Source organism: Marinovum sp., assembly GCF_048263515.1.
Taxonomy (GTDB): Bacteria; Pseudomonadota; Alphaproteobacteria; order Rhodobacterales; family Rhodobacteraceae; genus Marinovum.
Map to the genome: position 1 here is coordinate 1 of NZ_JBLXEC010000017.1, position 26,594 is coordinate 26,594.

The window sequence follows — 26,594 nt, forward strand, 5'->3', positions numbered from 1 at the left end:
CACATCAGTGTAAGGGGGTCATTTTTGGACGCCGATCACCCCGTTACGGGGTCAAAATTGCACGCCTGTTCACATTCCAGGACTTCGTGACCAGAGTACGCGTGAAGGTGATTTCTGAGGACACGAGGTGGCCCCGGGGAAATCTGTTCCCACGTCGTTCAGCAGAACCTGTTTCGATTGTTGCAGGCGGTCAGCATAAGTCTCTGTCGCAGTGCGAACTGAGGCGCTATCGAGACGCTTCGACCTTCTCTTTCCCCTGAGGTTCATGGCACCAAGATTCGGCGGCGTTCCGTCATTTGACAACGACTTCTGGCTCTGACAGCCCCCAGAAGAACGAGGGTTGTCTGATGTCGTGCCTAAGCTTGGCTCGCAGCTCCTCGAGCTGCGCCGCACTCCGCAAGTCGGCGCATTTTGTCCATGTAGTTTTCGCTGGCTCGCAGCGCCGCGATTTCGGCCTCCAGACGCTCACAGATCGGGAGATACGTTTCTCCGTCGGCACGAGTGGTGATCATCCTTGCCATGATAATCAAGGCGTTTTCCAAGCGTTCGATAGAAGGTTTCATCCGTTTTCTCCAATCCATTGATTGGAGGGAATTCGGTCCGCTGGAGCGAAATGCTGCGCAGGTTTGTTTCACGGTCGAAAGATGACAGTGCATCTCTGGACCGTCGCAGAAACGGCTGCCCGTGTGTGGCAGTTTGTGTGGCAAAAATTTGCAGCAGACAAAGAAAAACCCTCGAAACCTGAAGTTTCGAGGGTTTTTTCTTGACAAGTGGTGCCCCCACACGGACTCGAACCGCGGACCTACTGATTACAAATCAGTTGCTCTACCAGCTGAGCTATAGGGGCACGTCGCAACCCTCTAAATCGTCGCCGCTTGCAGGGCAAGAGGAAATCTGGCGGCCGGGCGGCGGGGCTTTCAACCGCCGGCGGCTCCAGTATAGTGCCGCCAAGCGCAGGAAACGGAGCCCGCATGAAAGTCATTCTCCACGCCGGAGCCCATGCCACCGACGACGGCAAGCTCCTGCGATGCCTGCTGCGCAATGCCGACGATCTCAGGGCCCGCGCCGTCGCCGTGCCGGGGCCCAGCCGCTACCGGCAGCTGCTCAGCGGCGCGCTCAATGCGCTCAGCAAGGCCGATCCGTCGCCCGATGCCCGCGACATCCTGCTGGAAAACGTGCTGAGCGAGGATCCCGACAGTTTCGGCCGCGTGGTCTTCAGCCATGAACACCTGTTCTGCGTGCCCAAGATCGCGCTTGGGGCCGGGCGGATCTATCCGCGCGCCGAAGAGCGGATGCAGAATGCCGCGCGTTTGTTCGAGAGCGACCAGATCGAGCTGTTCCTCGGCATCCGCAACCCGGCGACCTGGCTGCCGGGGGTCTATGCCGAGACGCCGCACCAGAGCTTCGAGAGCTTTCTCAACGGCGCCGAGCCCGCCTATCTGCGCTGGTCGGAGGTGATCGAACGCATCCAGATTGCCCTGCCCGACCTGCCGATCACCGTCTGGTGCAACGAGGACAGCCCGCTGATCTGGGGCGAGATCCTGCGCGCGCTTGGCGGCCTGCCCAGCGGCGCCAAGATCGCCGGGGCCTTCGACCTGTTGTCGCGGATCATGTCAGAGGAAGGGATGAAGCGGTTCCGCGCCTTCCTGCACGAGCATCCCGGCATTTCCGAGCCGCACAAGCGCAAGGTGATGGTGGCCTTTCTCGACAAATACGCGCTGGAGGATGCGGTCGAGGAAGAGCTCGATATTCCCGGCTGGACCGACGACTATGTCGACACTCTGACCGACCTTTACGAGCATGATGTCGAGATCATCGCCAACATGCCGAATGTGACGCTGATCGCGGCATAGGCCCCTCAAACCGATTTGAAGTCACGTTTGAACCCGTCAGGTATGTTTACCTACCGTCGCCGACCGTCTAAGCATGCTGCAATGCAACAAACGGAAAGCCTGCCATGTCCGACTTTCACAAGATCCTGATTGCCAACCGGGGCGAGATCGCCATCCGCATCATGCGTGCGGCCAACGAGATGGGCAAGAAGACCGTCGCGGTCTACGCCGAGGAAGACAAGCTCGGTCTGCACCGGTTCAAGGCGGACGAGGCATATCGGATCGGCGAGGGTCTCGGTCCGGTGGCGGCTTACCTGAGCATCGAAGAGATCATCCGCGTCGCCAAGATGTCGGGCGCCGATGCGATCCATCCGGGCTACGGCCTGCTGTCGGAAAACCCCGATTTCGTCGATGCCTGTGACGCCGCCGGCATCACCTTCATCGGTCCCAAGGCCGCCACCATGCGCGCCCTGGGCGACAAGGCCAGCGCGCGGCGCGTGGCGATCGAGGCCGGCGTGCCGGTGATCCCGGCGACCGAGGTGCTGGGCGGTGACATGGCCGAGATCAAGAAGCAGGCGGCCGAGGTGGGCTACCCGCTGATGCTCAAGGCCTCCTGGGGCGGCGGTGGCCGCGGCATGCGACCGATCGCCTCCGAGGACGAGCTCGAGGACAAGGTGCTCGAAGGCCGTCGCGAGGCCGAGGCGGCCTTTGGCAATGGCGAAGGCTATCTGGAAAAGATGATTACCCGCGCCCGCCACGTCGAGGTTCAGATCCTCGGCGACAAGATGGGCAATATCTACCACCTCTACGAACGTGACTGCTCGGTCCAGCGCCGCAACCAGAAGGTCGTGGAACGGGCACCGGCGCCCTACCTGTCGGAAGCTCAGCGCGAGGAAATCTGCGAGCTTGGCCGCAAGATCTGCGCCCATGTGAACTATGAATGCGCCGGTACCGTCGAATTCCTGATGGATATGGAGACCGGCAAGTTCTACTTCATCGAAGTGAACCCCCGTGTACAGGTCGAGCACACCGTCACCGAGGAAGTCACCGGCATCGACATCGTGCAGGCGCAGATCCTGATCGCCGAGGGCAAGAGCCTCGCCGAGGCCACCGGCAAGGCCAGCCAGTATGACATCCGCCTCAACGGCCACGCGCTGCAGACCCGCGTCACCACCGAGGACCCGCAGAACAACTTCATCCCCGACTACGGCCGGATCACCGCCTACCGCTCGGCCACCGGCATGGGCATCCGGCTTGATGGCGGGACGGCCTATGCCGGCGGCGTCATCACCCGCTACTACGACAGCCTGCTGACCAAGGTCACCGCCTGGGCGCAGACCCCGGAAAAGGCCATCGCCCGCATGGACCGCGCGCTGCGCGAATTCCGCGTGCGCGGTGTCAGCACCAACATCGCCTTTGTCGAGAACCTGCTCAAGCACCCGACCTTCCTGAACAACCAGTACCACACCAAGTTCATCGACGAGACGCCCGAGCTCTTCAACTTCCAGAAGCGCCGCGACCGCGGCACCAAGGTGCTGACCTATATCGCCGACATCACGGTGAACGGTCACCCCGAGGTGCAGGGCCGCCCCAAGCCGCATCCCGACCTCAAGCCCGCGCGTCCGCCGCAGGTGCCCTTCGACGAGACGCCGGCCTATGGCACCCGCAACCTGCTCGACGAAAAGGGCCCCAAGGCCGTGGCCGAGTGGATGGCAGCGCAGAAGCAGGTGCTGATCACCGACACCGCGATGCGCGACGGTCACCAGTCGCTCTTGGCCACGCGGATGCGCTCGATCGACATGATCAAGGTGGCGCCGGCCTATGCCCACAAGCTGCCGCAGCTCTTCTCGGTGGAATGCTGGGGCGGCGCGACATTCGACGTGGCCTATCGCTTCCTGCAGGAATGCCCCTGGCAGCGCCTGCGCGACATCCGCGCCGCCATGCCGAACGTGATGACGCAGATGCTGCTGCGCGCCTCGAACGGCGTGGGCTACACCAACTATCCCGACAACGTGGTGCAGTTCTTCGTCAAACAGGCCGCCGAATCCGGCGTCGACGTGTTCCGCGTCTTCGACAGCCTCAACTGGGTCGAGAACATGCGCGTGGCGATGGATGCGGTGCAGGAGGCCAACAAGGTCTGCGAAGGCACGATCTGCTACACCGGCGACTACCGCGATCCCGACCGGTCAAAATACGACATGAAATACTATGTCGAGATGGGCAAGGAGCTGCGTGATGCCGGTGCCCATGTGCTGGGCCTCAAGGACATGGCCGGGCTGCTGAAGCCCTCGGCCGCCGGCGCGCTGATCCGGACGCTGAAGGAAGAGGTCGGCCTGCCGATCCACTTCCACACCCACGACACCTCTGGCGCTGGCATCGGCACGATCATGGCCGCCGCCGAGGCCGGGGTGGATGCGGTCGATGGCGCGATGGATGCGCTCTCGGGCAACACCTCGCAGCCGACGCTCGGCTCGATCGTCGAGGCGCTGCGCTTTACCGAGCGCGACACCGGTCTGGATGTGGCCGCGATCCGCGAGATCTCGAACTACTGGGAAGCGGTGCGCGGCCAGTATGCGGCTTTCGAGTCGAGCCTGCAGGCCCCGGCCTCGGAGGTCTATCTGCACGAGATGCCCGGCGGCCAGTTCACCAACCTCAAGACCCAGGCGCGGTCGCTGGGGCTCGAGGAACGCTGGCATGAGGTGGCACAGGCCTATGCCGACGTGAACATGATGTTCGGCGATATCGTCAAGGTCACGCCGTCCTCCAAGGTGGTGGGCGACATGGCGCTGATGATGGTGAGCCAGGGCCTGACCCGTGAAGAGGTCGAGGACCCCAAGGTCGACGTCAGCTTCCCCGATTCGGTGATCGACATGATGAAGGGCAATCTCGGCCAGCCCCCGGGCGGCTTCCCCACCGGCATCCTGAACAAGGTGCTGAAGGGCGAGAAACCCAACACCGAGCGCCCCGGCAAGCACCTCAAACCGGTCGATCTCGAGGCCACCCGCGCCGAGCTCTCGAAGGAGCTCGAGGGCTATACGGTCGATGACGAGGACCTCAACGGCTACCTGATGTATCCCAAGGTCTTCCTCGACTACATGGGTCGCCACCGGCAATACGGCCCGGTCCGCGCCCTGCCGACGCATACCTTCTTCTACGGCATGCAGCCCGGCGACCAGATCACCGCCGAGATCGACCCCGGCAAGACGCTGGAGATCCGCCTGCAGGCGGTGGGCGAGACCGGCGAGGACGGCAACGTAAAGGTCTTCTTCGAGCTGAACGGCCAACCCCGGGTGATCCGCGTGCCCGACCGCAAGGCGGCGGCCTCTTCGGCCGCGCGGCCCAAGGCCGAGCTGGGCAACGACAAGCACATCGGCGCGCCGATGCCCGGTGTCGTGGCCACGGTTGCGGTCAAGGCCGGTGACGCGGTCAAGGAAGGCGATCTGCTGCTAACCATCGAGGCGATGAAGATGGAAACCGGCATCCACGCCGAGCGCGACGCGACCGTCAAGGCGGTCCACGTGACCCCCGGCGGCCAGATCGACGCCAAGGACCTGCTGGTCGAGCTGGAGTAAGCTTCGGGACAGTCTTATGCAGGCCCCCTCCTCGCGGAGGGGGCCTTTTTCTTTGCTCAGGGGCTTCGCACAAGCCGCGCATCGCCGCGCCGCGGTGCGGCGATCCTCGATGGGTTCAGTGGCACTTTATATCTGCCACATCCGAAGAAGATCAAATCGACGCGCTGGTGGTTGTCCAATCGCCGTGCCGTGGATGCGGCCCGGCGATGCGCGGCGGCCTTTGGCCGCTGTTAACGCGCTGGGGCGCTTTCATCAGGCCAGGACATCGCCGCCCCACCGGCCCCACGCTCTTTTTTCCGCCAATCCCGCATTTTCCACTTGCAGCCCAGCCCAACACTTTATAAATCCGCCACACCCAATGGATATGCGGGCGTAGCTCAGGGGTAGAGCATAACCTTGCCAAGGTTAGGGTCGGGCGTTCGAATCGCCTCGCCCGCTCCATAGGGACCCCAGGCCAGAGATGGCCAAACGGATGCGGGCGTAGCTCAGGGGTAGAGCATAACCTTGCCAAGGTTAGGGTCGGGCGTTCGAATCGCCTCGCCCGCTCCAAACTCTCTCGATCGGATCAGCAAATTGCCCTGCGGGGCCGAGCCTCAGAACGCCTTGAAGGTCAGCGTCGTGCGCGAGCGTTCGATGCCGGCAATGTCGAGCAGGCGGTCGTTGATGTATTTGCCGACATCCTCATCCTCGGGAATGTAGAGCTTGAGCATCAGGTCGAAATCACCGCTGGTGGAATAGAGCTCGGAGTGGATCTCGCGCAGGACGATCTCCTCGGCCACCCGGTAGGTGGCCCCAGGGGTGCAGCGCAGCTGGACAAACACGCAAGTGGTCATGAGCAATCCTCCCTCGATGTATCGGATGCTGGCACAGTGGCCCGTCGCGCACAAGCGGCGAAAACCGCAGACCTGCCTCTTGGAGTGACGCCGCACCCGGCCTATAAGGCGCTGACTTTGAAGGACGAGCCCATGCGCACAGCCACGATCACCCGCAAGACCGCCGAGACCAGCATTTCCGTGACGCTCGATCTCGACGGCACCGGCACCTATGACAACCAGACCGGCGTCGGGTTCTTCGATCACATGCTCGACCAGCTGTCGCGGCATTCGCTGATCGACATGACGATCCGCGCCGAGGGTGACCTGCATATCGACGATCACCATACTGTCGAGGACACCGGCATCGCCATCGGCCAGGCGCTGGTTCAGGCACTGGGCGACAAGACCGGCATCCGCCGCTACGGCTCTTGCCTCTTGCCGATGGACGACGCTCTGGTGCGATCGGCGCTCGACCTTTCGGCCCGGCCTTACCTAATCTGGAACGTCGATCTGCCGACCCACAAGATCGGCACCTTCGACACCGAACTGGTGCGCGAATTCTTTCAGGCGCTGGCCACGCACGGCGGCATCACCCTGCACATCGACGCGCTGCATGGCTTTAACAGCCACCACATCGCCGAGGCGGCCTTCAAATCGGTGGCCCGCGCCCTGCGCGAGGCGGTGGAAGTGGATCCGCGCAAGGCGGATGCGATTCCCTCGACCAAGGGTGCGCTCTGAACCAGCGGTTCGTGGCACTTGGATTTTCGCCGTGCCTGTGCACGTCGACCGGTTGGGGGGCCAGCCCCCCAAACCCCCCGAGGGTATTTTCAAACAGAAGAAGCAGGGGATCGGGGTATTTGGCCTGCGCTGGGCTTTGGGGGCCCGGCGGGGATGGAAACGTGGTATGGTTTTCCGGGTGACACATCTCGGAGGGACGGGCCATGGGCGAGCATTTCGGCGGCTGTCTCTGTTGTGGGTTGAGGTACAGGGTGACGGCGGCGCCGCTCTGGGTCACGGCCTGTTTCTGCCGGTTCTGCCAGCGGGCCACCGGGGCCAAGGGGATGGTCGAACCGATCTTTGACCTGCCCGCCTTTGCCATGACGCGGGGCACGCCGCGGCGCTACGTGCATGTCTCGGGCGGCAGCGGCAAGCAGGTCTTCGTGCATTTCTGCGCCACCTGCGGCACCAAGACCCATCTGACCTTCGAGCGCTGGCCGGACCGGCTGGGGGTCTATTGCGGCACCTTCGACGATCCCGGCTGGTTCGAGTTCACGCCCGAGAACAGCCGCTATATCTTCCTCGACGAGGCCACCCGAGGCACCCTGGTGCCACCGGGGTTTCCCACCTTCGCCCGCCATGCCGCCATGCCCGATGGCGCGGCGCTGGAGCCCGAGGTGCTGTCGGAGGTGCTGCACATCCGCTAGGCGGGCCTTGACCTCGCGGGCGTTTCGCGCCACGCCACCGGCAGACTTCGGAAAGGCGCGGCCCATGCTCACAGCACTCATCGATTACGAATCCGGCAACCTGCATTCGGCCGAGAAGGCCTTTCAGCGGATGGCCCGAGAGGTCGACGCCGGCGAGATCGTGGTGACCGGCGATGCCGACGTGGTGGCGCGGGCCGATCGCATCGTGCTGCCGGGCGATGGTGCCTTCCCGGCCTGCATGCGCGAGCTGAAGGGCCATTCCGGCCTGTATGACGCCATGGTCGAGGCGGTCGAGGTCAAGGGCCGGCCCTTCATGGGCATCTGCGTCGGCATGCAGCTGATGGCCAGCTGGGGGCGGGAATACGAGGATACGCCGGGGCTCGACTGGATCGGCGGCGAGGTGGTCAGGATCACGCCCGCGGACCCAGCGCTCAAGGTGCCGCACATGGGCTGGAACGACCTGGTGATCGACAACCCGCACCCGCTGCTCGACGGGATCGAGAACGGGCAGCATGCCTATTTCGTGCATTCCTACCACGTTCGCGTCGCCGATCCGGCACAGCGTCTCGCGCACGTGGAGTATGGCGGCGATGTCACCGCGGTGATCGGGCGCGGCACCATGGTGGGCACGCAGTTTCACCCGGAAAAGAGCCAGGGCAACGGGCTGCGGATGATTGGCAACTTCCTGCGCTGGGCCCCTTGAGGACTATTGCGCGCGGAGCCATTTCTATGTCTTGCAGGCCACCGCGGCGCAGCCCTTGACGGTCATCTGGTTGCCGGTGAGCCTGACCTCGGCCGGGAAATCCTTGCCGAAGATCGGCACATGGACCCGGCCGCCATAGAGGCCGCCGCCCTTGGGCTTCATGTCCCAGAGCAGGCGCTTGCCGACGTTTTTCGTGACGATCTGCTTGCCCTTGGGATCAAACGCCTTGATCAGCGTGCCGCAAAAGGCCGGCCCGCAGGGCTTGATCTGGACGATGCCGGTCTGGCCCTTGCCATCAGGTGGCGAGGCCCAGAGGCCCACCAGCGGATCGGCACCGGCCATCCCGGCCAGACCAAGGATCAGGGCGCCGGCAAGGACGGCGCGGATCGGATAGCGGCGCATTGCGCCCTCCTGTCACACGTCGGGAGCGCGCCGATCGCGCCCCCGCCCCATGATGATCATCACTTGAGTCTTGTCCAGACCTGAGAGCTGCAGAGCAGCCCGCCGGCGATGCAGCCGGACATCTTCAGCGTCTTGCCGTTCAGCTCCATCTTGCCGTTGTAGACCTTGCCGTTCGACGGGCGCCAGACCTTGCCGGTATACTTGCCGTTGCCGGTGGGGGTCATGCCCATGACCAGCTGCTTGCCCTTGTTGGGCGAATTGTATTCCGAGCTGCCCTTGAAAGTGCGGCTGATGACACCGCAGAGCTTGTTGCCGCAGGGCGCAATCGTCACATGCGCATAGGCGCCATCGTCGGGCTGGGTCTGCCAGACGCCGGTCGCCGGGTCGGCCGCTGCCGCGCCTGCGGCCAGACCGAAGGCCACGACCGCCAGTGCAAGTCTCTTCATTTCCATCTCCTCCCTGAGTGTGGACAGAGCCTGCGACCCATGGACCCTGCCGCGCAACTGTGACGTCGGGTCCATTGCATTCGCTGACGTTACGTGCCACACGCCGCCGAACTGCGAGTGAAGGTAGACTGCCCATGATCCTCTATCCCGCCATCGACCTCAAGGACGGCAAGGCCGTGCGCCTGCTTCGCGGCGACATGGACAAGGCCACCGTGTTCAACGAAGACCCGGCCGATCAGGCCCGCGCCTTTGTCGAGGCCGGTTGTGAATGGCTGCACCTCGTGGACCTGAACGGCGCCTTTGTCGGCGGCCCGGTCAACGCCGGCGCGGTCGAGTCGATCCTCGCCGCCACCGCCGTTCCGACGCAGCTGGGCGGCGGCATCCGCGACATGAAGACGATCGAAAGCTGGCTCAACAAGGGGCTGGCGCGGGTCATCCTCGGCACCGCGGCGGTCGAAGACCCCAAGCTGGTGCGCGACGCCGCCAAGGCCTTTCCGGGCCAGGTGGCGGTCGGCATCGACGCACGCAACGGCATGGTCGCCACCAAGGGCTGGGCCGAGGAGACCAATGTCGAGGTCACCGATCTGGCGCGCAGTTTCGAAGATGCCGGCGTGGCCGCGATCATCTACACCGACATCAACCGTGACGGCGCCATGCAGGGGCCCAACATCGAGGCCACCGCGGCGCTGGCCCGCGCCGTCTCGATCCCGGTGATCGCCTCGGGCGGTGTCTCGTCACTCGACGATCTGCGGGCGCTGCGCAACTGCGGTGCGCCGCTCAATGGCGCGATCTCGGGCCGGGCGCTTTATGACGGCGCCTTCACCCTGCGCGAGGCGCTGTCGGTGATGGCGGGCTGAGGCCACCTCTCCTGCCCCCCACAACGAAAAATGCCCCCGCCAGTTGGCAGGGGCATCGCAAGCAGCAGTTTTGAGCGCCGTCAGTTGGCGGCAAGCTGTTTCGGCAGACGGAAGGTCCAGAGCGTGCCGCCTTGGTTGAGGTAGTTGACCTTCTTGGCCACCTCGCCGCCCCAGAGCGGCACCGCGCCGCCCCAGCCGGAAATCACCGTCACATATTGCTCGCCGTCCTGTTCCCAGGTGATCGGCTGGCCGACGATGCCGGAGCCGGTCTGGAACGACCACAGCACTTCGCCGGTCTCGTCGTCAAAGGCGATGAACTTGCCTTCGGGCGTGCCGGTGAACACCAGGCCGCCGGCGGTGGTCATGACACCGGCCCAGAGCGGCGCGTCGTTCTTGTACTCCCACTTGATCTCGCCGCTGTCAGGGTCGATCGCCTTGAGGCTGCCGATGTGGTCTTCGTAGTTCGGCTTGATGGTAAAGCCCGAGCCGAGGTAGGCCGCGCCCTTCTTGTAGGTGATCGGCTCGTTCCAGATGTCCATGCCCCATTCGTTCGACGGCACGTAGAACAGGCCGGTGGTCGGCGAATGCGCCATCGGCATCCAGTTCTTGCCACCAAGGAAGGAGGGCGAGGAAAAGACCACTTCGCCTTTCTTGCCGTCGGCCGCCGCCGAGGGATCGCCGGGGCGGTTGTCCTCGACAAAGATCGGACGGCCGGTCTCGTCGATGCCTTCGGCCCAAGTGATGTCCTTGACGAAGGGCGTGGCCGAGACGAAGGCGCCGTCTTCGCGGTTCAGCACGTAGAAGAACCCGTTGCGGTCGGCGGTGGCAAAGCGCTTGTTGCCCTCGCGGTCGGTATAGGCCACGACCTCGTTCACGCCGTCATAATCCCAGCCTTCGCGCGGGGTGGTCTGGAAGTGCCACTTGATCTCGCCGGTGGCCGGGTCGATGCCAAGGCGCGAGGCGGCATAGAGGTTATCACCGGAATTGTCGTCCTTCGGCGTGCCGGCATCGCGCAGGTGGCTGTTCCAGGGCGCCGGGTTGCCGGTGCCGAACACCAGCGTGTCGGTGTCGGCGTCATACGAGCCGCCCAGCCAGGTGGCGCCGCCGCCGGTCTTCCACATGTCGCCGGGCCAGGTGGCGTTGAGCTCACCGGTCATGGTGCTTTCTTCGCCGTTGAGCATGCCCATGTGGCCTTCGATCACCGGGCGTTCCCAGACCAGTTCGCCGGTCTCGGCGTCGCGCGCCTGGACCGAGCCGACAATGCCGAATTCGCCGCCGGAATTGCCGGTGACGACCAGGCCTTTGACGATCAGCGGCGCGGCGGTGTAGCTGTAGCCGGCCTTGTAATCGGCGATCTTCTTGTTCCAGACGGTGTCGCCGGTCTTGGCGTTCAGCGCCACGATCCGCGCGTCGAGCGTGCCGAAATAGATGTTCTCGCCGTAGATCGCCGCGCCCCGGTTGACCACGTCGCAGCAGGGCAGGATGCCCTCGGGCAGGCGGGCGTCATACTGCCAGAGCTCTTCGCCGGTCTTCACGTCGATCGCATAGAGCCGCGAATAAGAGCCGGTGATATACATCACGCCGTCATGCACCAGCGGCTGGGTCTCCTGGCCGCGCTGCTTTTCGCCACCAAGCGAGAAGGCCCAGGCCGGCACCAGGTTCTTGACGTTGTCCTTGTTGAGGATGTCGAGCGGCGAATGGCGCTGCAGATGCCGCCCCATGCCGTTGGTCAGCACGTCACCGGTGGATGCGGTATCGTTGGCCAGCATCTCCTCCGTCACGCCCATGCCGTGACTTTCCGCAAATGCGGATGTCGCCAGCAACCCTGCGGTGACGGCGATGATGAATCTGTTCATGTCAGGTCTCCTCCCATGGCCCTGCACTAGGACCGGATCAGTCGGGCCGCGCCCAAAAGGCGGGCGCAGGGCCCCGCTTCATCATTCTCGCAAAGCCCCTGCGCAGGTATTGGATATTGGTCGTAAGACCCATTGTCCGTTGACAACGTCGAAAATACCCTGTCTCCAAACGCGATTCGCACCGGCGCAAGCCTATGGTCGTATTTGAGGGATCGCCGCTTTCGCTCATCCTGCGACCAAACGGGAGGATCACATGACCATTACACGGATTCTGGGCGGCGCCGCGGCGGCCGTCATCATGGCAACCGCCGCCCTCGCCGAGACCCCGGTGCTGCGCGCCTCGGTGCTCAAGTTCGGCACCGTCAACTGGGAGCTCGACACCATCACCCACCATGGGCTCGACGCCGAACAGGGCTTCGACCTCGAGGTGCAGGGCGTCGCCGGCAGCAGCGCGGCGCAGATCGCCTTTCAGGGCGGCGAGACCGATGTCATCGTCTCTGACTGGCTCTGGGTGGCGCGGCAGCGCGCGGCGGGGCGGGATTACGTCTTCATCCCCTATTCCAAGGCCGTGGGCGGCGTGATGGTGGCCAAGGACAGCCCGGCGCAGAGCCTTGCCGACCTCAAAGGCACCAAGATCGGCATTGCCGGCGGGCCGCTCGACAAGAGCTGGCTGATCCTGCGGGCCTATGCCGAGAAAACCCATGGCATGGATCTCGCCGGTGAGACCGAGCAGGTCTTCGGCGCGCCGCCGCTGATCTTCAAGTCGGCGCTCTCGGGCGAGGTCGGCGCGGCGATCAACTTCTGGCACTTCATGGCCAAGATGGAAGCCTCGGGCATGCGCACGCTGATCGACGTGGCCGAGGCCGCCACCGATCTGGGACTCGACCCGGAGACGCCGCTGCTGGGCTATGTGATCACCGGCGAGATGCTGCGCGAGCAGCCTGATCTGGTGAACGGGCTTGCCGCTGCCTCGCGCGCGGCCAAGGACATGCTGGCCAGCGACGATGCCGAATGGGACCGGCTGCGCGCACGGATGAACGCCAAGACCGACGCCGAGTTCGAGGCGCTCAAGGCCGGCTTCCGCGCCGGCATCCCGGCCCCCGGCCCGGTGGACGAGGCGGCCGCGGCGCGGATGCTGGCGCTGATGGCGGACCTGGGCGGCGAGGCACTGATCGGCGAGGCCACCGAGCTGCCGCAAGGGACCTTCCTGCAAAGTGGCAGCTGAACGGACCCTCGTGCAGGACAGCACAGGCCCGGCCGACCAGCCGGGCCCGTTGCTCGACCTGCATCTCACCCGGCTGGACTATGGCCCCGCGCCAGTGCTGGGCGAAATCACCCTGCAGGTGCGGCGCGGCGAGACGCTCGCGCTGGTCGGCCCTTCGGGCATCGGCAAATCCTCGATGCTGCGGGTGATGGCCGGGCTGCATGACGATTTCAGCGGTCACTGCCATGTCGCCGGCAAAACGGCGATGATCTTTCAGGAGCCGACGTTGCTGCCCTGGCGCAGCGTCCGCGACAATATCCGCATTCCCACCGGCGCCTCGCAGGCCGAGGCCGAAGCCGCCCTGGCCGAGGTTGGCCTTGCCGGGCGCGAGGGCGACTATCCCGGCCAGCTGTCGCTCGGCCAACAGCGTCGGCTGTCGCTGGCGCGGGCCTTTGCGGTCAGGCCGGACCTTCTGTTGATGGACGAACCCTTCGTCTCGCTCGATCCCGAGCTTGTCGAGGAAATGATGGTACTCTTCGCCCGCCTGCGCGCCGCGCATGGCGTGACCACGATCCTCGTCACCCATGTCGAGGCCGAGGCCAAGCGATTGGCCAGCCGCATCGTGACCCTGGGCGGCAGCCCGGCGCGGGTCACCGGCGATGTTCAGAACAGGGGCGCGTATTTCCAGTTGTCGGCGTCCGGCGTCACCTCGTCGGGATCGTAACCCGCCGCCTGCAGCCGCTGCGCCGCCGGCAGACCATCGCGCGCCGCCTCATCGACATAGCGCTTTCCCAGGCCCTGATCCTGCGCCACGCCGTGGCCGCGCAACAGGTCGAGCCCGTAGTTGAACTTGCCCACCGGATCGCCCAGCTCTGCCGCGCGCCGGTCCCATTCGGCGGCGGCGTCGGGGTTGTATTCGCCGCCCAGACCGTTGTTGTCGAGCTGGCTCATCCAGGTCATCGCGCCGGTGTAGCCCGCCGCGGCGCAGTTCTGGAACAGCCGCCGCGCGGCGGCGTGATCGCCGGATTTCGTCAGCATGTAACCAGTGGCGCACAGCACCATGCCGGTCTCGCCCCGCTCGGCGCGTTCGGTGATCGACTGCCAGGTCATCTCGTCGGGATTGAGGGTGCCAAACGGCTCGTCCCCCTCGGCAAGGGCGGGGGTGGCAAGGCAGATCAGGGCGCAGAGAAGCTGTTTCATGCTCTTGAAGCTAGCGCAGAGGCAGTGAATTTTCATCCCTTTATGGTCGTAGACCCGCCCTCAACCCCGCCGCGCGATCCGCGTGCGCGCCGGATCGTAGCCCCAGAGCGCCAGCGCGGTGAAGACCAGCGCGGCCAGCAGCACCCAGATCAGCGCTTTGCCGTTGAACTGCGCATAAAGCGCAAAGCGGATCAGCTCGACCGCATGGGTAAAGGGGTTGGCGGCGCAGATGTCGTGCAAAAGCTTCGAGCTTTCGGCCATCTTCCACAGCGGGTAGAGCGCCGAGGACAGAAAGAACATCGGAAAGATGACGAAGTTCATCACGCCGGCGAAGTTCTCCAACTGCCGGATGAAGCTCGACAGCACCAGCCCCAGCGCGCCCAGCATCAGCCCCGCCACCACCAGCGCCGGCAGCGCGGTGACATAGCCCCAGGCCGGCAGGGTGATGCCAAAGGCTGCGGCGATGGCGAGGAAGGCATAGACCTGCAGCACCGAGATCACGGTCGAGCCCGCCAGCTTGGCAAAGAGCAGCCACCAGCGCGGCAGCGGCGAGGTCAGCAGCAGCTTCATCGAGCCCATCTCGCGGTCGTAGACCAGCGAAAGCGAGGATTGCATGCCGTTGAACAACAGGATCATGCCGCAGAGGCCGGGGACGATATAGGTCTCGTAAGTGATGTAGGTCTGGTAGGGCGGGATGATGCTGAGCCCCAGCGCGGCGCGAAACCCGGCGGCGAAGACCAAGAGCCAGACCAGGGGCCGCACCAGCGCCGCGATGAAGCGCTCGCGCTGGTGGACAAAACGCAGCGCCTCGCGGCCGACAATGGCGCGCAGCGAGGTGAGATAGGCCCTCATGCCGGCGCCCCGGTGAGCGCGAGGAAACGCGCCTGCAACGTCTGGTCACCGGCGATGTCCCGGGCGGTGCCGCTGGCCAGCACCCGCGCGCGGTGCAGCAGCACCAGCCGGTCGTCGGGCCGCACCTCGTCGGTCAGATGGGTGGCCCAGAGCACGGTGACGCCCTCGTCGGCCAGCCCGTGCACGTGATCGGTGATCGCCGCGCGGGCGGCAGCATCGAGGCCAACGGTCGGCTCGTCAAGCAGCAGAACGCTCGGGTCATGCACCAGCGCGCGGGCAATCTCGGCCCGCCTGCGGTGGCCGCCGTTGAGCGCGCGGCATTTCTCGCCGGCGCGCTCCAGCATGCCGAGCCGCGCCAGCGCGGCGTCGATCCTCTGCCGCGCCCTGCGCCCCGAGAGCCCGTGCAGGGCGGCGAAATAGGCAAGGTTCTGGCGCACCGTCAGGTCGAGATCGAGCGTTGTCTGCTGGAATACGATCCCCAGCCGCGCCAGCGCCGCGCGCGGGTTGGCCGCGAGGTCCTGCCCGGCGATGGTGATCCGCCCCTCGGGGCTGACGAACAAACGGGTCAGCAGGTTGAAGAGTGTCGACTTGCCGGCGCCATTGGGGCCCAGAAGCGCGCAGAAAGCGCCGGGCGGCACCTCGAAGGACACGTTGTCCAGCGCCTGTCTGGCACCGTAGCAATAGCTCAGCCCGGCGACCGTCAGCCCGGTCATTCTATCGTGATGTCAAGGCGTTGGGTCTCTCCGGTGGTGCCGGGGATCTTGATGTAATAGCGCCCCGGCTTGATCGCGACAAAGCCGATCTCCATCTCGCCGGCCTCGTCGAATTCGACACTGTCGAGGCCGAGGGGCCGGATCTCCAGCCCTTCCACGACGATCTCGTCGATCCAGATGGCGCGAAAGAACTCTGGCCCCACCAGCGCCAACTCCTGGCTGCCGTCGCCCTGGATCTCGACCTCGTAATAGGTCCCGGATTGCAGCACCCATGGCGCCTCCGACAGGGGTTCGCCGGCCGACAGGATGATCGGCGGCAGGTCCTGCTTGTTCTTGCCCGAGAGCAGCCCCGCCGCGCCAAAGCCCTGGGCCGGCGCGGCCAGCGGTGCAATGACAAGGGTCGCAACAAGGGCCAGGGAACGAAGGGTCATGCGGGTCTCTCCATGTCAGGGGGTCAGTCGGTCGGACGGAAAGCCGCGCCCCAGGGGAAGCGGCCGACCTTGATGGATTTGAGGGCCTTGCGGCTGGCCACGTCGATCACCGTGACATCGCCCGAGACGCCGTTGGTGGTGAACAGCCGCGAGCGGTCCTCGTTGAAGGCCATGTGCCAGACGCGGCGGCCGACGAGGATGTACTCCTCGACCTCGTAGGTCTCGGCATTGACCACGGCGACGTGGTTCGACGGGCCGAGGGCGACGAAGGCATGGGTGTCGCCTGCCGTCAGCTCAAATCCCACCGGCTGCACCCGGTCGGGGTGGACGCCCTGCACCTCGAAGCTGATCTTGGCCTTCTCGGACTGGGTGGCGGTGTCGAACACGGTGAGCGTGCCGCCAATCTCGGAGCTGACCCACATCTCGGCGCCGTCCTTGACGAATTCGGCGTGGCGCGGGCGCGAGTCGACAAGAGTGTTGGCGAAAAGTTCCTGCGTCTCGGTGTCGATCCAATGCGCCATGTTGGTGGTTTCCGAGGTGGTGATGGCGATCTTGCCGTCGGGCGAGACGGCCATGCCCTCGGGTTCGACGCCCACGTCGATCTGGGCGATGACCTTGCGGGTCTCGGTGTCGACGACGGTGGTGATCGCGTCATCCTCATTGGCGATGTAGAGGTGCCGGTCGTTGGGGTGCAGCACGAATTGCTCGGGGTCCTCGCCGGATGGCAGGTCGTGCAGGATCTCGCCGGTCGCCGGGTCCATCACCTGCACCGCGTCGCTGTCCGACGCGCAGATGTAGAGCCGCGAATAATCGCGCGAAAAGGTGATGCCGCGCGGGCGCTCGCCGGTGGGATAGGTGCGGACCACCTCGAGCGTCTCGGTCGAGATCACCGAGACGCTGTCGTCCTTTTCGTTGGTCACCCAGATCTCGCCGGCGGCGAGCGGCTGCGCCAGCAGCAGGGTGGCGATGGCGGTGCGGATCATTGAAAGGCCTCGCATTGGCTTTCGAGGCGGTCGAGCCCCAGGGTGTCGAGCTCGTTGCTCTGGTGCAGGAAGCCCTCGAGCGGCGCCTGCGCCACCAGCGCGCGGGGATGGGCCACGGCGATCGGCTGACGCAGCTGGCCGTTCCAGTCTCGCCAGGTCAGCGGCCGGCCCTTGAAGCCGGCCAGCTCGAAGGCGTCGGACAGGATGTAGGCGCGCAGGGTCTCGGCATCGGTGGCGCCGGTGCGGGTCACGGCCTCGCCCAGGGTGCGCAAGGCGGCCCAGGCGGCGTAGTCCTGCGAGGTCATCTGCCGCCCGTGCTGGTCGCGAAAGCGCGATTGCAGCTGCGCCGCGCCCCATTGCTCGATCACCGGTGCCCAGGTCACGGCACTCAGCCCTTCGGACCCCACAACCGGCCGCGCCGCCCAGGTGTTGTAAAGCACGTAGCGGCCAAAATCGTGGTGTTCGTCGGCGAGGATCAACGCGTCGTAATCACCGAAGCCTTGGGTAAACAGCGGAATTTCCTGCGCAGCGGTGCGGCGCATGTCGGCGTCAAACGCCCACTCTTTTTCATCAGACAGCTTCAGGCCGAACTTGGTGAGCGAGCGGCGCATCGCCTGCGCATAGGCCCGGTCGCGCGGGCGGGTGCCGGCGATCATCACCAGGTCGGTCAAGCGCTTCTGCACCAGCACCTGCGCCAGCGCATCGGTGCGCATGGCATCCGACGGCAGGCTGTGAAACAGGTTGCCGCGGCACTCGGCGTCGCGCAAAGCCACATCGCCGGCACTGGTGTTGAAAAGCAGCGCGCCTTGCGCCTCCGGCAGGTCGGCAATCGCCGTCAGCGCCACGGCGGGTGCGTCGATCACCAGGAAAGGCGTCACCGCCAGAAGCGCCCTGGCGGCGGCCAGCGGGTCTTCGCCCTCGGGCACGTAAGCCTCTGACATCTCGTAGCTCTGGCCCAGAAACTTGCCGGTGGTCTGGTTGTCCTGCAAGCCGGTGCGTGCCCCGGCGAGGCCATTGTCGACAGGCGCAGGGTCAAGGTTCGACAGCACCGGCGGGCGCGGCACCTCGACGCCCAGGTATCCGATCGCAAGCCGCACCTCGGCCCCGGCGGCAGGCGCCTGTGAGAGGGCCAGCAGGGCGAGGCAGGCTGATGCGACAACGGATTTCATGCCGGTGACGCTAGCAAGCCGCGGCGCGCGCGCGGAATGAGACTTTGGTCGCGTTACGCCCCATTCGCAACCAAAGTCCAATATCACCGGCCCCCGGCAGCAGCGTAATTTTCAGCCAACGGACGAGACCAGTTCTGGGAGGAAAACCATGTACTCGACACCGCTCACGGGCCTTTTGACGGCTGCGGCCCTGATCGCCGCCACCACGCTTGTTCATGCCCATGGAGACGTGGCGCCACAGGCGGTCGACACCACCGGCCTGCCCGAAACCGGCGAGGAGTGGCTGACCGAAAACCCCTACCGCGTCGATGACGTTGGCGAAGAGACCTGGCTGCGGGCGATCGAGATCGGCGCCTCGGGCTACAACCAGAACTGCGCGCGCTGCCACGGGCTCGAGGTCGTCTCGGGCGGGCTGGCGCCCGATCTGCGCTTTCTCGAGGCCGAGGAATACGGCGACGAATGGTATGTCGAGCGGTTCCGCACCGGCTATACCCAGAACGGCACCACCAAGATGCCGGCCTTTGGCGAGCTTCTGGGTCAGGACGCCGCCTGGGCGATCCGCACCTATATCGAGACCCGCCCCGACGGTGACCAGATGGAGGAACACGCCGACGAGCTGCGCGCCCTGCGTGACGAGCTGGCGGGCTATGCCGAGGATGCCGGCGGCGCCGATGCCGAGGCGCTCAAGACGCGGCTGAGCGAGATCGCCGAAGCCATCGACACGCTGTCCGGCGCGCCGGTGGCCGACAGCGTGGCCTTTCGCGCCGCCAACCTGATCGACGGCACCCCGGCCTCTTACAAGGCGGCGGCGGAGACCCTGACCATCGGTCTGTCGGCCGCGCACTAGGTCATGTTTCACAGGGCCCTCTCTCTCTCCCTGTTGGTTCTGGGCCTGTCCTTTTCGGGGCAGGCCCAAGCCGCTGATCCCTGCGCCGATTACGTGCCCCAGCCCAAGCCGCAGAACACCGGCCGCGACGTGGTGGGACAGGACCTCGACACCATCCAGGAGCGGGGGCACATGCTCTTTGCGCTCTACGAGGACTACCCGCCCTACAGCTGGGAAGAGGCCGGCCAGCCCCGCGGTGTCGATGTCGAGATCGCCCGGCTGATTGCCGAGGATCTGGGCGTCGAGGCGCGGTTCAACTTCGTCGCCGCCGGCGAGAACCTCGAAGCCGACCTGCGCAACAACATTTGGAAGGGCGCGGTGATCGGCGGGCGGGTGTCCAACGTGATGATGCGCATCCCCTACGACAGCGCCTTCAAATGCCGCGTCGAGCAGGTGGTCTTTACCGGGCAATACGCCGCCGAGAGCATCGCCATTGCCTATGACAGCGCGAGCTATCCCGACGACAAGCCGGTGCCGGCCTATTTCCGCTTCGACACCGTCGGCGTCGAGAACGACTCGATTTCGGATTTCTACCTGTCGGGTTTTGCCGGCGGGCAGATGCAGGCCAACATCCGGCGCTATCCCGACATGGTGCAGGCGATGGCCGCGCTCGAGGCCGGCGAGGTCAAGGCCGTGACCGGCCCACTGGGCCAGCTGGAACACGGGCTGACCGAGGCCTCTGGCGTGCATCAGCCGCCCCTGGCCGGATTTGCCGTCAGCAAGTGGACGCTGGGGGTGGCGGTGAATTTCGCCTACCGGCCGCTGTCTTACGCTGTGGATGACGCGATCAACTATGCGCTGCAGGACGGGCGGATCGCGCAGATCTATGCGGACTATGGCCTGACCCACCAAGAGCCGGAGCGCTGAGCGCTCAGACGGTGATCAGATCACCTGCGGGGTCGACGAGGATCACCCGGCGCAGGCCCGCCGCCCGCCTCAGCTCCCGCACCTGCTCAAAGGGCGCCAGTACCAACGCAGTCGACAGCGCATCGGCCTGCGTCGCCGTCTCGGCCTCGACTGTCACGCTCGACCATTTCGGCGCGGCTTGCTGGTGCAAGATATGGCCCTTGTCGCCCAAGGGGGTCGCTTGCGGGCTCGAGGTCGCGACCGCCCCGGAGGTCAGGCTCAACGCGCCCAGCGCGCCGTGGCGCGGGTCCGACAGGCCAAGCCGCCAAGGCCCGCCAAGCCCGCGATGTTCGCCGATATTGACCAGCGTCTTGGTCACGCCGCGCGCCGCCAACTCTTCGCTCACCAGATCGGTGGCAAAGCCCTGTGCGATGCCGTTGAAGGTCAGCGCCTGACCGGGGGCCAGACGCACCTCCTGCGAATTGAAACGCACGCGGTCCCAGCCGATCAACACCTCGGCTGCGCCAGGGTCTTCACCCCGCGCCAAAGCCGCCCACAGCGGCTGCACCGTGGGATCGAAGAGCCCGCCGGTCAGGTGATACGCCCGGTCCGCCGCCTGCATCAACGCAAGGAACTGCGGGCGCGGCGCAATCCGCCTGTCCCGGTTCAGTCGCACCAGATCGGAGCCGGGATCGAACAGGCTGAACATCCGCTCGACCTCGACAATCCTTTGCCGCGCCGCCGCCAGCGCCGGCTCTGCCAGCGCGGCGGGCCCATGCACTTCGATGCCGATCTCGGCGCCAAAGGCCCGGCCGCGCCAGCTGTGACGGGCGGCCATGGCGGGCGTGGCGGCAAAGGCGGCGGCGATGGTCAGGAAACGGCGACGATTCAGGCTCATTCGGCGGCAAACCCCATCTTGCGCCCCTTGGCCGCGAGGATCAGCGGCACGCACTGGCGCGGGTCGTCATGGATCGTCACGCAGTCAAGGCACTGGAAACACTCGGAATAGGCAATTTCGCCGCTCTTCTTGATGGCGCCGTAGCTGCATTTCACCCGGCAAAGCTGGCAGGGCGACCCGCATTCCGCCCGCCGCGCGATCCAGTCACGGCCGCGCATGAGCCCGCCAATCGCCATCACCGCGCCCAGGGGGCAGAGATAGCGGCAGAAGCCCTTGAACAGCACCATCGACAGCAGCAGCAGCGCCAGTGCATAGGCGACGTAATACCATTCGCGCACAAAGAAGGTGGTGATCGCGGTCTTGAAGGGCTCGACCTCGATCGCCGTATCCAGCGCCGCCGGCGCGGCGAAGAGCAGCGCCACGAGGCTGGCCAGAACCACGTACTTCAGCGCCTTAAGCCGCCGGTCCCAGGCGGCACTCGGCTCGATCTGTGGCAGGCGGAGCAGGCGACCGAGGTGATGGGCAAACTCCTGCAAGGCACCGAAGGGGCAGAGCCAGCCGCAGAACAGCCCCCGGCCCCAGAGCAGGAAGCCAGCGATCGTCACGCCCCAGATCAACAGCGAAAACGGATCGTAGAGCAGGAAGGCCAGGCTGCCGCCGTCAACCGCGGTCCGCGCCACGGCGAGCGGCGTGGCGATGGACAGTTGCCCCTGCCCCCACCAGCCGATGAAGCCGGTGACGAAGGCCAGGATACCCAGCCGGATCGGCGTGAACAGATGATGCCCGGCCAGCCAGTTCATTCCCAACCCCAGCGCCGCCAGCAGCCCCGCAAGGAACACCCCCAGCACGATCAGATCGCCCTGACGGTTGCGCAAGGCGTCCACCCAGGGCGGCACCGGCTTGATCACCTCGGGGCGGGCATAGAACCGCTCGGGCGTCTGGTGCGTGACCTCGAGCGTGACGCTGCCAAGCTCCGGCTGGAACGAGCCATGGGCGCGCAGGGCCTTGATCTGCAGGGTCCATTCCGCCGTCGGGTCAAACCCCAGCCGACGGTCGGTGCGCAGGATCAGCGCCGCGCCGTCATGCAGCGCCTCGGGCAGGGCGTCGTTCAGCTCGATGTAGATATCGGCATCGCGAAAGGCGATGGGAAAGCCGCCCTGCCGGGCACTGATCAGGTCGGGCGAGGTGTTGCGCACGAAGGCCTCGGTCACCAGCCCGTGGCGCGCGGTGTCGATCACCAGCACCGGCTCGTCGGTGGTGGCAATCGCCATCAGGTCCTGCAATTCCTCGTAGCTGCCGGGGCTCAGCACCGCTTCGGCAATCGACGGCGCGCCGAGGTCGACCAGCCAGAGATCGAGGTAAGGTGCCTCGGGGTCGTCGCGCGCCTCGGGGTCGTCATCCTCCCACAGGGTGCCGGCAAAGGCGGCGTCGATTTCGGCATTGCTGACGGTCTTGCGGGTGACGATGCCCTGCGCCACCAGATCGTCCCACGTCAGGTCTTCGCGGTAGTCGCGGTCGGGATAGGCCGGCGGGCCGGTGGAAATGCCGCTCATCTTCTCCCGTGCGACCTGAAGCGCGGCGGCCAGAATGCTCTCATGCGCAATCCTGACCGAGGCGGTGCCCTTGGTCACCCCGTCGAGATAGACCAGCGCCGAGCCTTCGCCGCCGGCTCCATAAGGCGAGCCGACGACCAAGGTGTCCGAGATCGAATGGCCGCGATACTGCTTGAAGAAGTCGTAGAACAGCTTCTCCGGCAGGCCCGAGACAAAGATCGGCTCGTTGTGCGACAGCAGCTGCACGTCGAGGAACCGCCCGTCGAGGTCGAGCACCACCAGCATGTTGATCGCCGCGCCCGAAAACCCCGGCAGTGGCGCCATCGGCTCGGTCTCGAACACATAGCCGGCCTCGGCGCCACCCGAGTTGAGCAATTGCCAGACGCCCTTGTCGTTGATCGGCGCGCCGAGGCTCATCGGCGGCACGATGTAGGACTCAAGCTCGGCCCGGCCCAAGGGTTCTGCCGCAGCGCCAAGCCCCGCGCTGCACAGCGCTATCGCAAGGGCCAGCGCCCTTATGATCCGTCCTCCCGTCATGGGCGATACGCTACGCCCGGCGCGGCCACGGCCCTATGCGACCATGGTATGACCGCGCGGCTTTGCGCTTTGGCACCACTGCCATTTGTGACAGGTTCACCGCATGCAAGAGCCAAGGCCACAGACCCCGGTTGTCGTGATCTCCCTGCTCGGGCTGGTGGCGTTCTGGGCGCTGGCAGCCTGGTGGGGCGATGACCCCTTGGTGCTGCCCGGCCCGGTCGAGGTCTGGCAGATCTTCGAACGCGAAACCGCCTCGGGTGAATTGCAACGCCACCTGGTGGCGACGCTGACCCGGGTGCTGGCGGCCTTTGCGCTGGCGATGGGGTTTGGTCTGGTGATCGGGCTGGCGATGGGGCTGACCCCCTGGCTCAACCGCTGGTTCTCGACCTGGCTGGTGGTGCTCTTGAACGTGCCGGCGCTGGTGGTGATCGTGCTCTGCTATCTCTGGATCGGCCTGAACGAGACCGCGGCGATCACCGCCGTCGCCCTGAACAAGACCGCCATGGTCGCCGTCACCATCCGTGAAGGCGTGCATGCGCTCGACCCCAAGCTGCGAGACATGGCACGGGCCTTCGACATGTCGTTTGCCGCGCGGCTGCGCCACGTGATCCTGCCGCAGCTCTGGCCCTATGTCGCGGCCTCGACCCGCAACGGGCTGGCGATCATCTGGAAGATCGTGCTGGTGGTCGAGTTCCTCGGCCGCAGCAATGGCGTGGGCTTTCAGATCCACCTCTATTTCCAGCTGTTCGAAACCGGCCATGTGCTGGCCTATGCGCTGAGCTTCGTGGCGCTGATGCTGCTGCTGGAGCTGACGGTAATCAACGGCTTCGAGGCGCGGGTCACCCGCTGGCGCCGCGCCTGAGGGCGTCACGTCAACAGCCAGCTTGCCCCGCCCTCTGTCAGGCCGTAAGAGACCCCCATGCTCAAGACCCGCATCATCCCCTGCCTTGATGTCGCCGACGGCCGTGTCGTCAAAGGCGTGAACTTCGTCGACCTGCGCGATGCCGGCGACCCGGTGGAATCAGCCCGCGCCTATGATCTGGCCGGTGCTGACGAGCTTTGCTTTCTCGACATCCATGCCACGCATGAAAATCGCGGCGTGATGATGGAGGTGGTGCAGCGCACCGCCGAGCAGTGTTTCATCCCGCTGACCGTGGGCGGCGGTGTCCGCACCGCGGCTGACGTGCGCAAGCTGCTGCTGGCCGGCGCCGACAAGGTGAGCTTCAATTCCGCCGCCGTGGCCAACCCCGATGTCATCGCAGAGGCCGCCGATCAATTCGGCAGCCAGTGCATCGTCTGCGCCATCGACGCCAAGACCGTGAGCCCCGGCAAATGGGAGATCTTCACCCATGGCGGCCGCAAGCCCACCGGCATCGACGCGGTGGAGTTTGCCCGGCTGGTGACCGAGAAGGGCGCGGGTGAAATCCTGCTGACCTCGATGGACCGCGACGGCACGCGGGCGGGCTTCAACCTGCCGCTGACGCGCGCGATCTCGGATGCGGTCTCGGTGCCGGTGATCGCCTCTGGCGGTGTCGGCACGCTCGATCACCTGGTCGAAGGCGTGACCGAGGGCGGTGCTTCCGCCGTGCTGGCCGCCTCGATCTTCCATTTCGGCGACCACACCATCGCCGAGGCCAAGGCCCATATGGCCGCCGCCGGCATCCCGATGAGGCTGACATGAGCGTTCTCCACGAACTGGCCGCCACCATCGAGGCGCGCAAGAGCGCAGACCCCGAAAGTTCCTGGACCGCCAAGCTGCTGGCCAAGGGCCCCGGCAAATGCGCCGAGAAGTTCGGCGAGGAATCGATCGAGGCGATCATTGCCGCCGCCACCGGCGACCGCGAGAACCTGACCTACGAGGCGGCTGACGTGCTCTATCACCTGCTGGTCATGCTCGCCGCCCGCGACATCAAGCTCGACGACGTGCTGGCCGAGCTGGCCCGCCGTCAGGGCCTGTCCGGTCTGGAAGAGAAAGCCAGCCGCTAGGCGACGCTTGCCCTCCGCCCTGCCCCGCGCCTACCCTGCGCCGAGGCAGCCCCGGAGCCCCAGATGTCCAATCCCTACTGGCCGCAGATCGCGCAAGCGCTGGCCCTCGACCTCGCGCCTTTTGTCGAGACCGGCGAGGGCGATCTCCCCTCGGTCTATGCGGTGAGCGATTTCGCCTCGGCTTGCGTCGCGGCCGCAGGTACCGCCCTTGCCGCGCTGACGAGTCAAGGGGCCGAGGCCGTCACCGTCGACCGCCGCCGCGCCTCTCTCTGGTTCGACATGACGCTGCAACCGCAGGGCTGGGAGTTGCCCTCGATCTGGGATCCGCTGGCGGGGAACTACACCACCGGTGACGGTTTCATCCGCCTGCACACCAACGCGCCACACCACCGCGACGCCGCGCTCTCGGTGCTGGACTGCCCCGCCGCGCCAGAGGCGGTGCGCGCCGCCGTGGCTAAATGGCAGAGCGAGGCGCTGGAAAGTGCCATCGTCGCCGCCAATGGCTGCGCCGCTTTCCTGCGCAGCGCCGCGGACTGGCGGGCCCATCCGCAGGGAAAAGCGGTCAGGGCCGAGCCGCTGGTGCGCTGGCATGCGCCACAGGCGTGCACGCCTGAGCGACAGGGCCTCGCCGGGCTCAAGGTTCTCGACCTGACGCGGGTGCTGGCGGGGCCGGTGGCGACACGTTTTCTGGCCGGGTTCGGCGCGCAGGTTCTTAGGATTGATCCGCCGCATTGGTCCGAACCTGCCGCCGAGGCCGAGGTCAATCTCGGCAAGCGCTGCGCCGGGCTCGACCTGCACCGCGCCGAGGATCGCGCCACCTTCGAGGAATTGCTGGCCTCTGCCGACATCCTGCTGCACGGCTACCGCCCCGGCGCGCTCGAAGGTCTGGGCTACGGCCCCGAGGCGCGTCGCGCGAGGAACCCCGCGCTGATCGACGTCAGCCTTTCGGCTTATGGCCGCAGCGGCCCTTGGGGCGACAGGCGCGGCTTCGATTCGCTGGTGCAGATGTCCTGCGGCATTGCCGCCGAGGGCATGCGGCAGGCCGGTCTCGACCGGCCTTTGCCGCTGCCGGTGCAGGCGCTGGACCACGGCACCGGCTACCTGCTCGCCGCCACGGCGCTCCGCGGCCTCGCGCAGAGGGCCTGGGGCGAAGCCGTCCGCGCCGAGCTGTCGCTGGCGCGCACCGCAGATTGCCTGATGTCCGCGCCCGGGAGCTTGACCCCCGAGACACCGATCACCGCGACAGACGCAGACTATTCGGGCCGCATCGAAGACACCGGCTGGGGCCCGGCGCAGCGCATGCTGCCGCCGCTCACGGTCGCCGGCGAGCCCCCGGAATGGCGGCTCCCTTCAGGCCCCGTGCGCCGCCATTCGGCCAGCTGGACCGCCTGACCCTACGCCAAACGCCGTCCCGGGCTTGACCCGGGAC

27 protein-coding genes and 3 tRNA genes are annotated in these 26,594 nt (G+C 66.0%); 16 read left to right on the forward strand and 14 right to left on the reverse strand.

Translation table 11 applies throughout. From position 1 onward, the window contains the following. Positions 1-356 precede the first annotated feature (356 nt). Both ACN0SE_RS14960 and ACN0SE_RS14965 read right to left on the reverse strand, forming a co-directional pair. Complete coding sequence (locus ACN0SE_RS14960; RefSeq protein ID WP_417525336.1) at positions 357-563, reverse strand: hypothetical protein; 207 nt, start codon at positions 561-563, stop codon at positions 357-359. 208 nt (positions 564-771) lie between these two features. Next, positions 772-847, reverse strand: a tRNA-Thr gene (locus ACN0SE_RS14965). A 124-nt stretch (positions 848-971) separates the two neighbouring features. Here ACN0SE_RS14965 and ACN0SE_RS14970 point away from each other — a divergent pair. The 4 genes from ACN0SE_RS14970 to ACN0SE_RS14985 all read left to right on the forward strand — a co-directional run bounded on the left by ACN0SE_RS14970 (position 972) and on the right by ACN0SE_RS14985 (position 5,953). After that, complete coding sequence (locus ACN0SE_RS14970; RefSeq protein WP_417525337.1) at positions 972-1,853, forward strand: hypothetical protein; 882 nt, start codon at positions 972-974, stop codon at positions 1,851-1,853. 104 nt (positions 1,854-1,957) lie between these two features. Continuing rightward, a complete protein-coding gene (locus ACN0SE_RS14975; protein ID WP_417525338.1) occupies positions 1,958-5,404 on the forward strand; it encodes a pyruvate carboxylase in 3,447 nt (1,148 codons plus the stop codon). A 366-nt stretch (positions 5,405-5,770) separates the two neighbouring features. Next, positions 5,771-5,845 (forward strand) — tRNA-Gly (locus tag ACN0SE_RS14980). Between the two features lie 33 nt (positions 5,846-5,878). After that, positions 5,879-5,953, forward strand: a tRNA-Gly gene (locus tag ACN0SE_RS14985). A 44-nt stretch (positions 5,954-5,997) separates the two neighbouring features. Here the strand turns inward: ACN0SE_RS14985 and ACN0SE_RS14990 are convergent. Next, a complete protein-coding gene (locus tag ACN0SE_RS14990; RefSeq protein ID WP_417525339.1) occupies positions 5,998-6,237 on the reverse strand; it encodes an Lrp/AsnC ligand binding domain-containing protein in 240 nt (79 codons plus the stop codon). A gap of 132 nt (positions 6,238-6,369) precedes the next feature. On the opposite strand from ACN0SE_RS14990, the gene hisB reads away from it, so the two are divergent. The 3 genes from hisB to hisH all read left to right on the forward strand — a co-directional run bounded on the left by hisB (position 6,370) and on the right by hisH (position 8,346). Further along, the gene (gene hisB / locus ACN0SE_RS14995) at positions 6,370-6,957 is read left to right on the forward strand and encodes an imidazoleglycerol-phosphate dehydratase HisB (protein WP_417525340.1); all 588 of its coding nucleotides are present in this window, start codon (positions 6,370-6,372) and stop codon (positions 6,955-6,957) included. 203 nt (positions 6,958-7,160) lie between these two features. Then, positions 7,161-7,643 (forward strand): GFA family protein, encoded by a 483-nt coding sequence (locus ACN0SE_RS15000; protein WP_417525341.1) that lies wholly within the window; start codon positions 7,161-7,163, stop codon positions 7,641-7,643. Between the two features lie 64 nt (positions 7,644-7,707). Continuing rightward, positions 7,708-8,346, forward strand: a complete 639-nt coding sequence (hisH, locus tag ACN0SE_RS15005) for an imidazole glycerol phosphate synthase subunit HisH (protein WP_417525342.1) — start codon at positions 7,708-7,710, stop codon at positions 8,344-8,346. 24 nt (positions 8,347-8,370) lie between these two features. On the opposite strand, the gene ACN0SE_RS15010 is transcribed toward hisH, so the two are convergent. After that, the gene (locus tag ACN0SE_RS15010) at positions 8,371-8,748 is read right to left on the reverse strand and encodes a DUF2147 domain-containing protein (protein ID WP_417525343.1); all 378 of its coding nucleotides are present in this window, start codon (positions 8,746-8,748) and stop codon (positions 8,371-8,373) included. A gap of 59 nt (positions 8,749-8,807) precedes the next feature. Beyond that, a complete protein-coding gene (locus tag ACN0SE_RS15015; RefSeq protein WP_417525344.1) occupies positions 8,808-9,194 on the reverse strand; it encodes a DUF2147 domain-containing protein in 387 nt (128 codons plus the stop codon). Between the two features lie 134 nt (positions 9,195-9,328). Between ACN0SE_RS15015 and hisA the strand changes: the two genes are divergently transcribed. After that, a complete protein-coding gene (gene hisA, locus ACN0SE_RS15020; protein WP_417525345.1) occupies positions 9,329-10,051 on the forward strand; it encodes a 1-(5-phosphoribosyl)-5-[(5-phosphoribosylamino)methylideneamino]imidazole-4-carboxamide isomerase in 723 nt (240 codons plus the stop codon). 80 nt (positions 10,052-10,131) lie between these two features. On the opposite strand, the gene ACN0SE_RS15025 is transcribed toward hisA, so the two are convergent. Beyond that, a complete protein-coding gene (locus ACN0SE_RS15025; RefSeq protein WP_417525346.1) occupies positions 10,132-11,907 on the reverse strand; it encodes a PQQ-dependent methanol/ethanol family dehydrogenase in 1,776 nt (591 codons plus the stop codon). Positions 11,908-12,160: 253 nt separating this feature from the next. Here ACN0SE_RS15025 and ACN0SE_RS15030 point away from each other — a divergent pair, with 253 nt between their 5' ends. Together ACN0SE_RS15030 and ACN0SE_RS15035 are read left to right on the forward strand one after the other, a co-directional pair. After that, complete coding sequence (locus ACN0SE_RS15030; RefSeq protein ID WP_417525347.1) at positions 12,161-13,132, forward strand: ABC transporter substrate-binding protein; 972 nt, start codon at positions 12,161-12,163, stop codon at positions 13,130-13,132. Positions 13,133-13,142: 10 nt separating this feature from the next. After that, the gene (locus ACN0SE_RS15035) at positions 13,143-13,835 is read left to right on the forward strand and encodes an ABC transporter ATP-binding protein (RefSeq protein WP_417525348.1); all 693 of its coding nucleotides are present in this window, start codon (positions 13,143-13,145) and stop codon (positions 13,833-13,835) included. On the opposite strand, the gene ACN0SE_RS15040 is transcribed toward ACN0SE_RS15035, so the two are convergent. The 6 genes from ACN0SE_RS15040 to ACN0SE_RS15065 are packed head-to-tail and all read right to left on the reverse strand — an operon-like array spanning position 13,775 to position 18,459. After that, a complete protein-coding gene (locus ACN0SE_RS15040) occupies positions 13,775-14,311 on the reverse strand; it encodes a tetratricopeptide repeat protein (protein ID WP_417525349.1) in 537 nt (178 codons plus the stop codon). The genes ACN0SE_RS15035 and ACN0SE_RS15040 overlap by 61 nt on opposite strands. 60 nt (positions 14,312-14,371) lie before the next feature. After that, positions 14,372-15,163 (reverse strand): ABC transporter permease, encoded by a 792-nt coding sequence (locus tag ACN0SE_RS15045; protein ID WP_417525350.1) that lies wholly within the window; start codon positions 15,161-15,163, stop codon positions 14,372-14,374. Further along, positions 15,160-15,876, reverse strand: a complete 717-nt coding sequence (locus tag ACN0SE_RS15050) for an ABC transporter ATP-binding protein (protein ID WP_417525351.1) — start codon at positions 15,874-15,876, stop codon at positions 15,160-15,162. The genes ACN0SE_RS15045 and ACN0SE_RS15050 overlap by 4 nt, the downstream gene beginning before the upstream one ends. After that, positions 15,873-16,307 (reverse strand): hypothetical protein, encoded by a 435-nt coding sequence (locus tag ACN0SE_RS15055; protein WP_417525352.1) that lies wholly within the window; start codon positions 16,305-16,307, stop codon positions 15,873-15,875. Before ACN0SE_RS15055 ends, ACN0SE_RS15050 begins: the two co-directional genes overlap by 4 nt. Positions 16,308-16,330: 23 nt before the next feature. Next, a complete protein-coding gene (locus tag ACN0SE_RS15060) occupies positions 16,331-17,290 on the reverse strand; it encodes a YVTN family beta-propeller repeat protein (protein ID WP_417525353.1) in 960 nt (319 codons plus the stop codon). Beyond that, positions 17,287-18,459 carry an ABC transporter substrate-binding protein gene (locus ACN0SE_RS15065; RefSeq protein WP_417525354.1) on the reverse strand — a complete coding sequence of 391 codons (1,173 nt, stop codon included), beginning with the start codon at positions 18,457-18,459 and terminating at the stop codon, positions 17,287-17,289. Before ACN0SE_RS15065 ends, ACN0SE_RS15060 begins: the two co-directional genes overlap by 4 nt. A 148-nt stretch (positions 18,460-18,607) precedes the next feature. Here ACN0SE_RS15065 and pedF point away from each other — a divergent pair, with 148 nt between their 5' ends. Together pedF and ACN0SE_RS15075 are read left to right on the forward strand one after the other, a co-directional pair. Beyond that, the gene (pedF, locus tag ACN0SE_RS15070; RefSeq protein WP_417525355.1) at positions 18,608-19,306 is read left to right on the forward strand and encodes a cytochrome c-550 PedF; all 699 of its coding nucleotides are present in this window, start codon (positions 18,608-18,610) and stop codon (positions 19,304-19,306) included. A 3-nt stretch (positions 19,307-19,309) separates the two neighbouring features. Beyond that, a complete protein-coding gene (locus tag ACN0SE_RS15075) occupies positions 19,310-20,212 on the forward strand; it encodes a substrate-binding periplasmic protein (protein WP_417525356.1) in 903 nt (300 codons plus the stop codon). A 4-nt stretch (positions 20,213-20,216) separates the two neighbouring features. On the opposite strand, the gene ACN0SE_RS15080 is transcribed toward ACN0SE_RS15075, so the two are convergent. After that, positions 20,217-21,089, reverse strand: coding sequence for an FAD:protein FMN transferase (locus ACN0SE_RS15080; protein WP_417525357.1), 873 nt, complete (start codon positions 21,087-21,089; stop codon positions 20,217-20,219). Beyond that, positions 21,086-23,179, reverse strand: coding sequence for a 4Fe-4S binding protein (locus ACN0SE_RS15085; protein ID WP_417525358.1), 2,094 nt, complete (start codon positions 23,177-23,179; stop codon positions 21,086-21,088). Before ACN0SE_RS15085 ends, ACN0SE_RS15080 begins: the two co-directional genes overlap by 4 nt. 136 nt (positions 23,180-23,315) lie before the next feature. Here ACN0SE_RS15085 and ACN0SE_RS15090 point away from each other — a divergent pair, with 136 nt between their 5' ends. From ACN0SE_RS15090 to ACN0SE_RS15105, 4 genes are all read left to right on the forward strand, one after another. Then, positions 23,316-24,041 (forward strand): ABC transporter permease, encoded by a 726-nt coding sequence (locus ACN0SE_RS15090; RefSeq protein WP_417525359.1) that lies wholly within the window; start codon positions 23,316-23,318, stop codon positions 24,039-24,041. Between the two features lie 57 nt (positions 24,042-24,098). Then, on the forward strand, positions 24,099-24,860 hold the full coding sequence (gene hisF / locus ACN0SE_RS15095) for an imidazole glycerol phosphate synthase subunit HisF (protein ID WP_417525360.1): 762 nt from the start codon (positions 24,099-24,101) through the stop codon (positions 24,858-24,860). Continuing rightward, positions 24,857-25,165: a phosphoribosyl-ATP diphosphatase gene (locus ACN0SE_RS15100; RefSeq protein ID WP_417525361.1), complete on the forward strand. Its 309-nt coding sequence runs from the start codon at positions 24,857-24,859 to the stop codon at positions 25,163-25,165. Before hisF ends, ACN0SE_RS15100 begins: the two co-directional genes overlap by 4 nt. Before the next feature lie 63 nt (positions 25,166-25,228). Beyond that, positions 25,229-26,557, forward strand: a complete 1,329-nt coding sequence (locus tag ACN0SE_RS15105) for a CoA transferase (protein WP_417525362.1) — start codon at positions 25,229-25,231, stop codon at positions 26,555-26,557. Positions 26,558-26,594 lie beyond the last annotated feature (37 nt).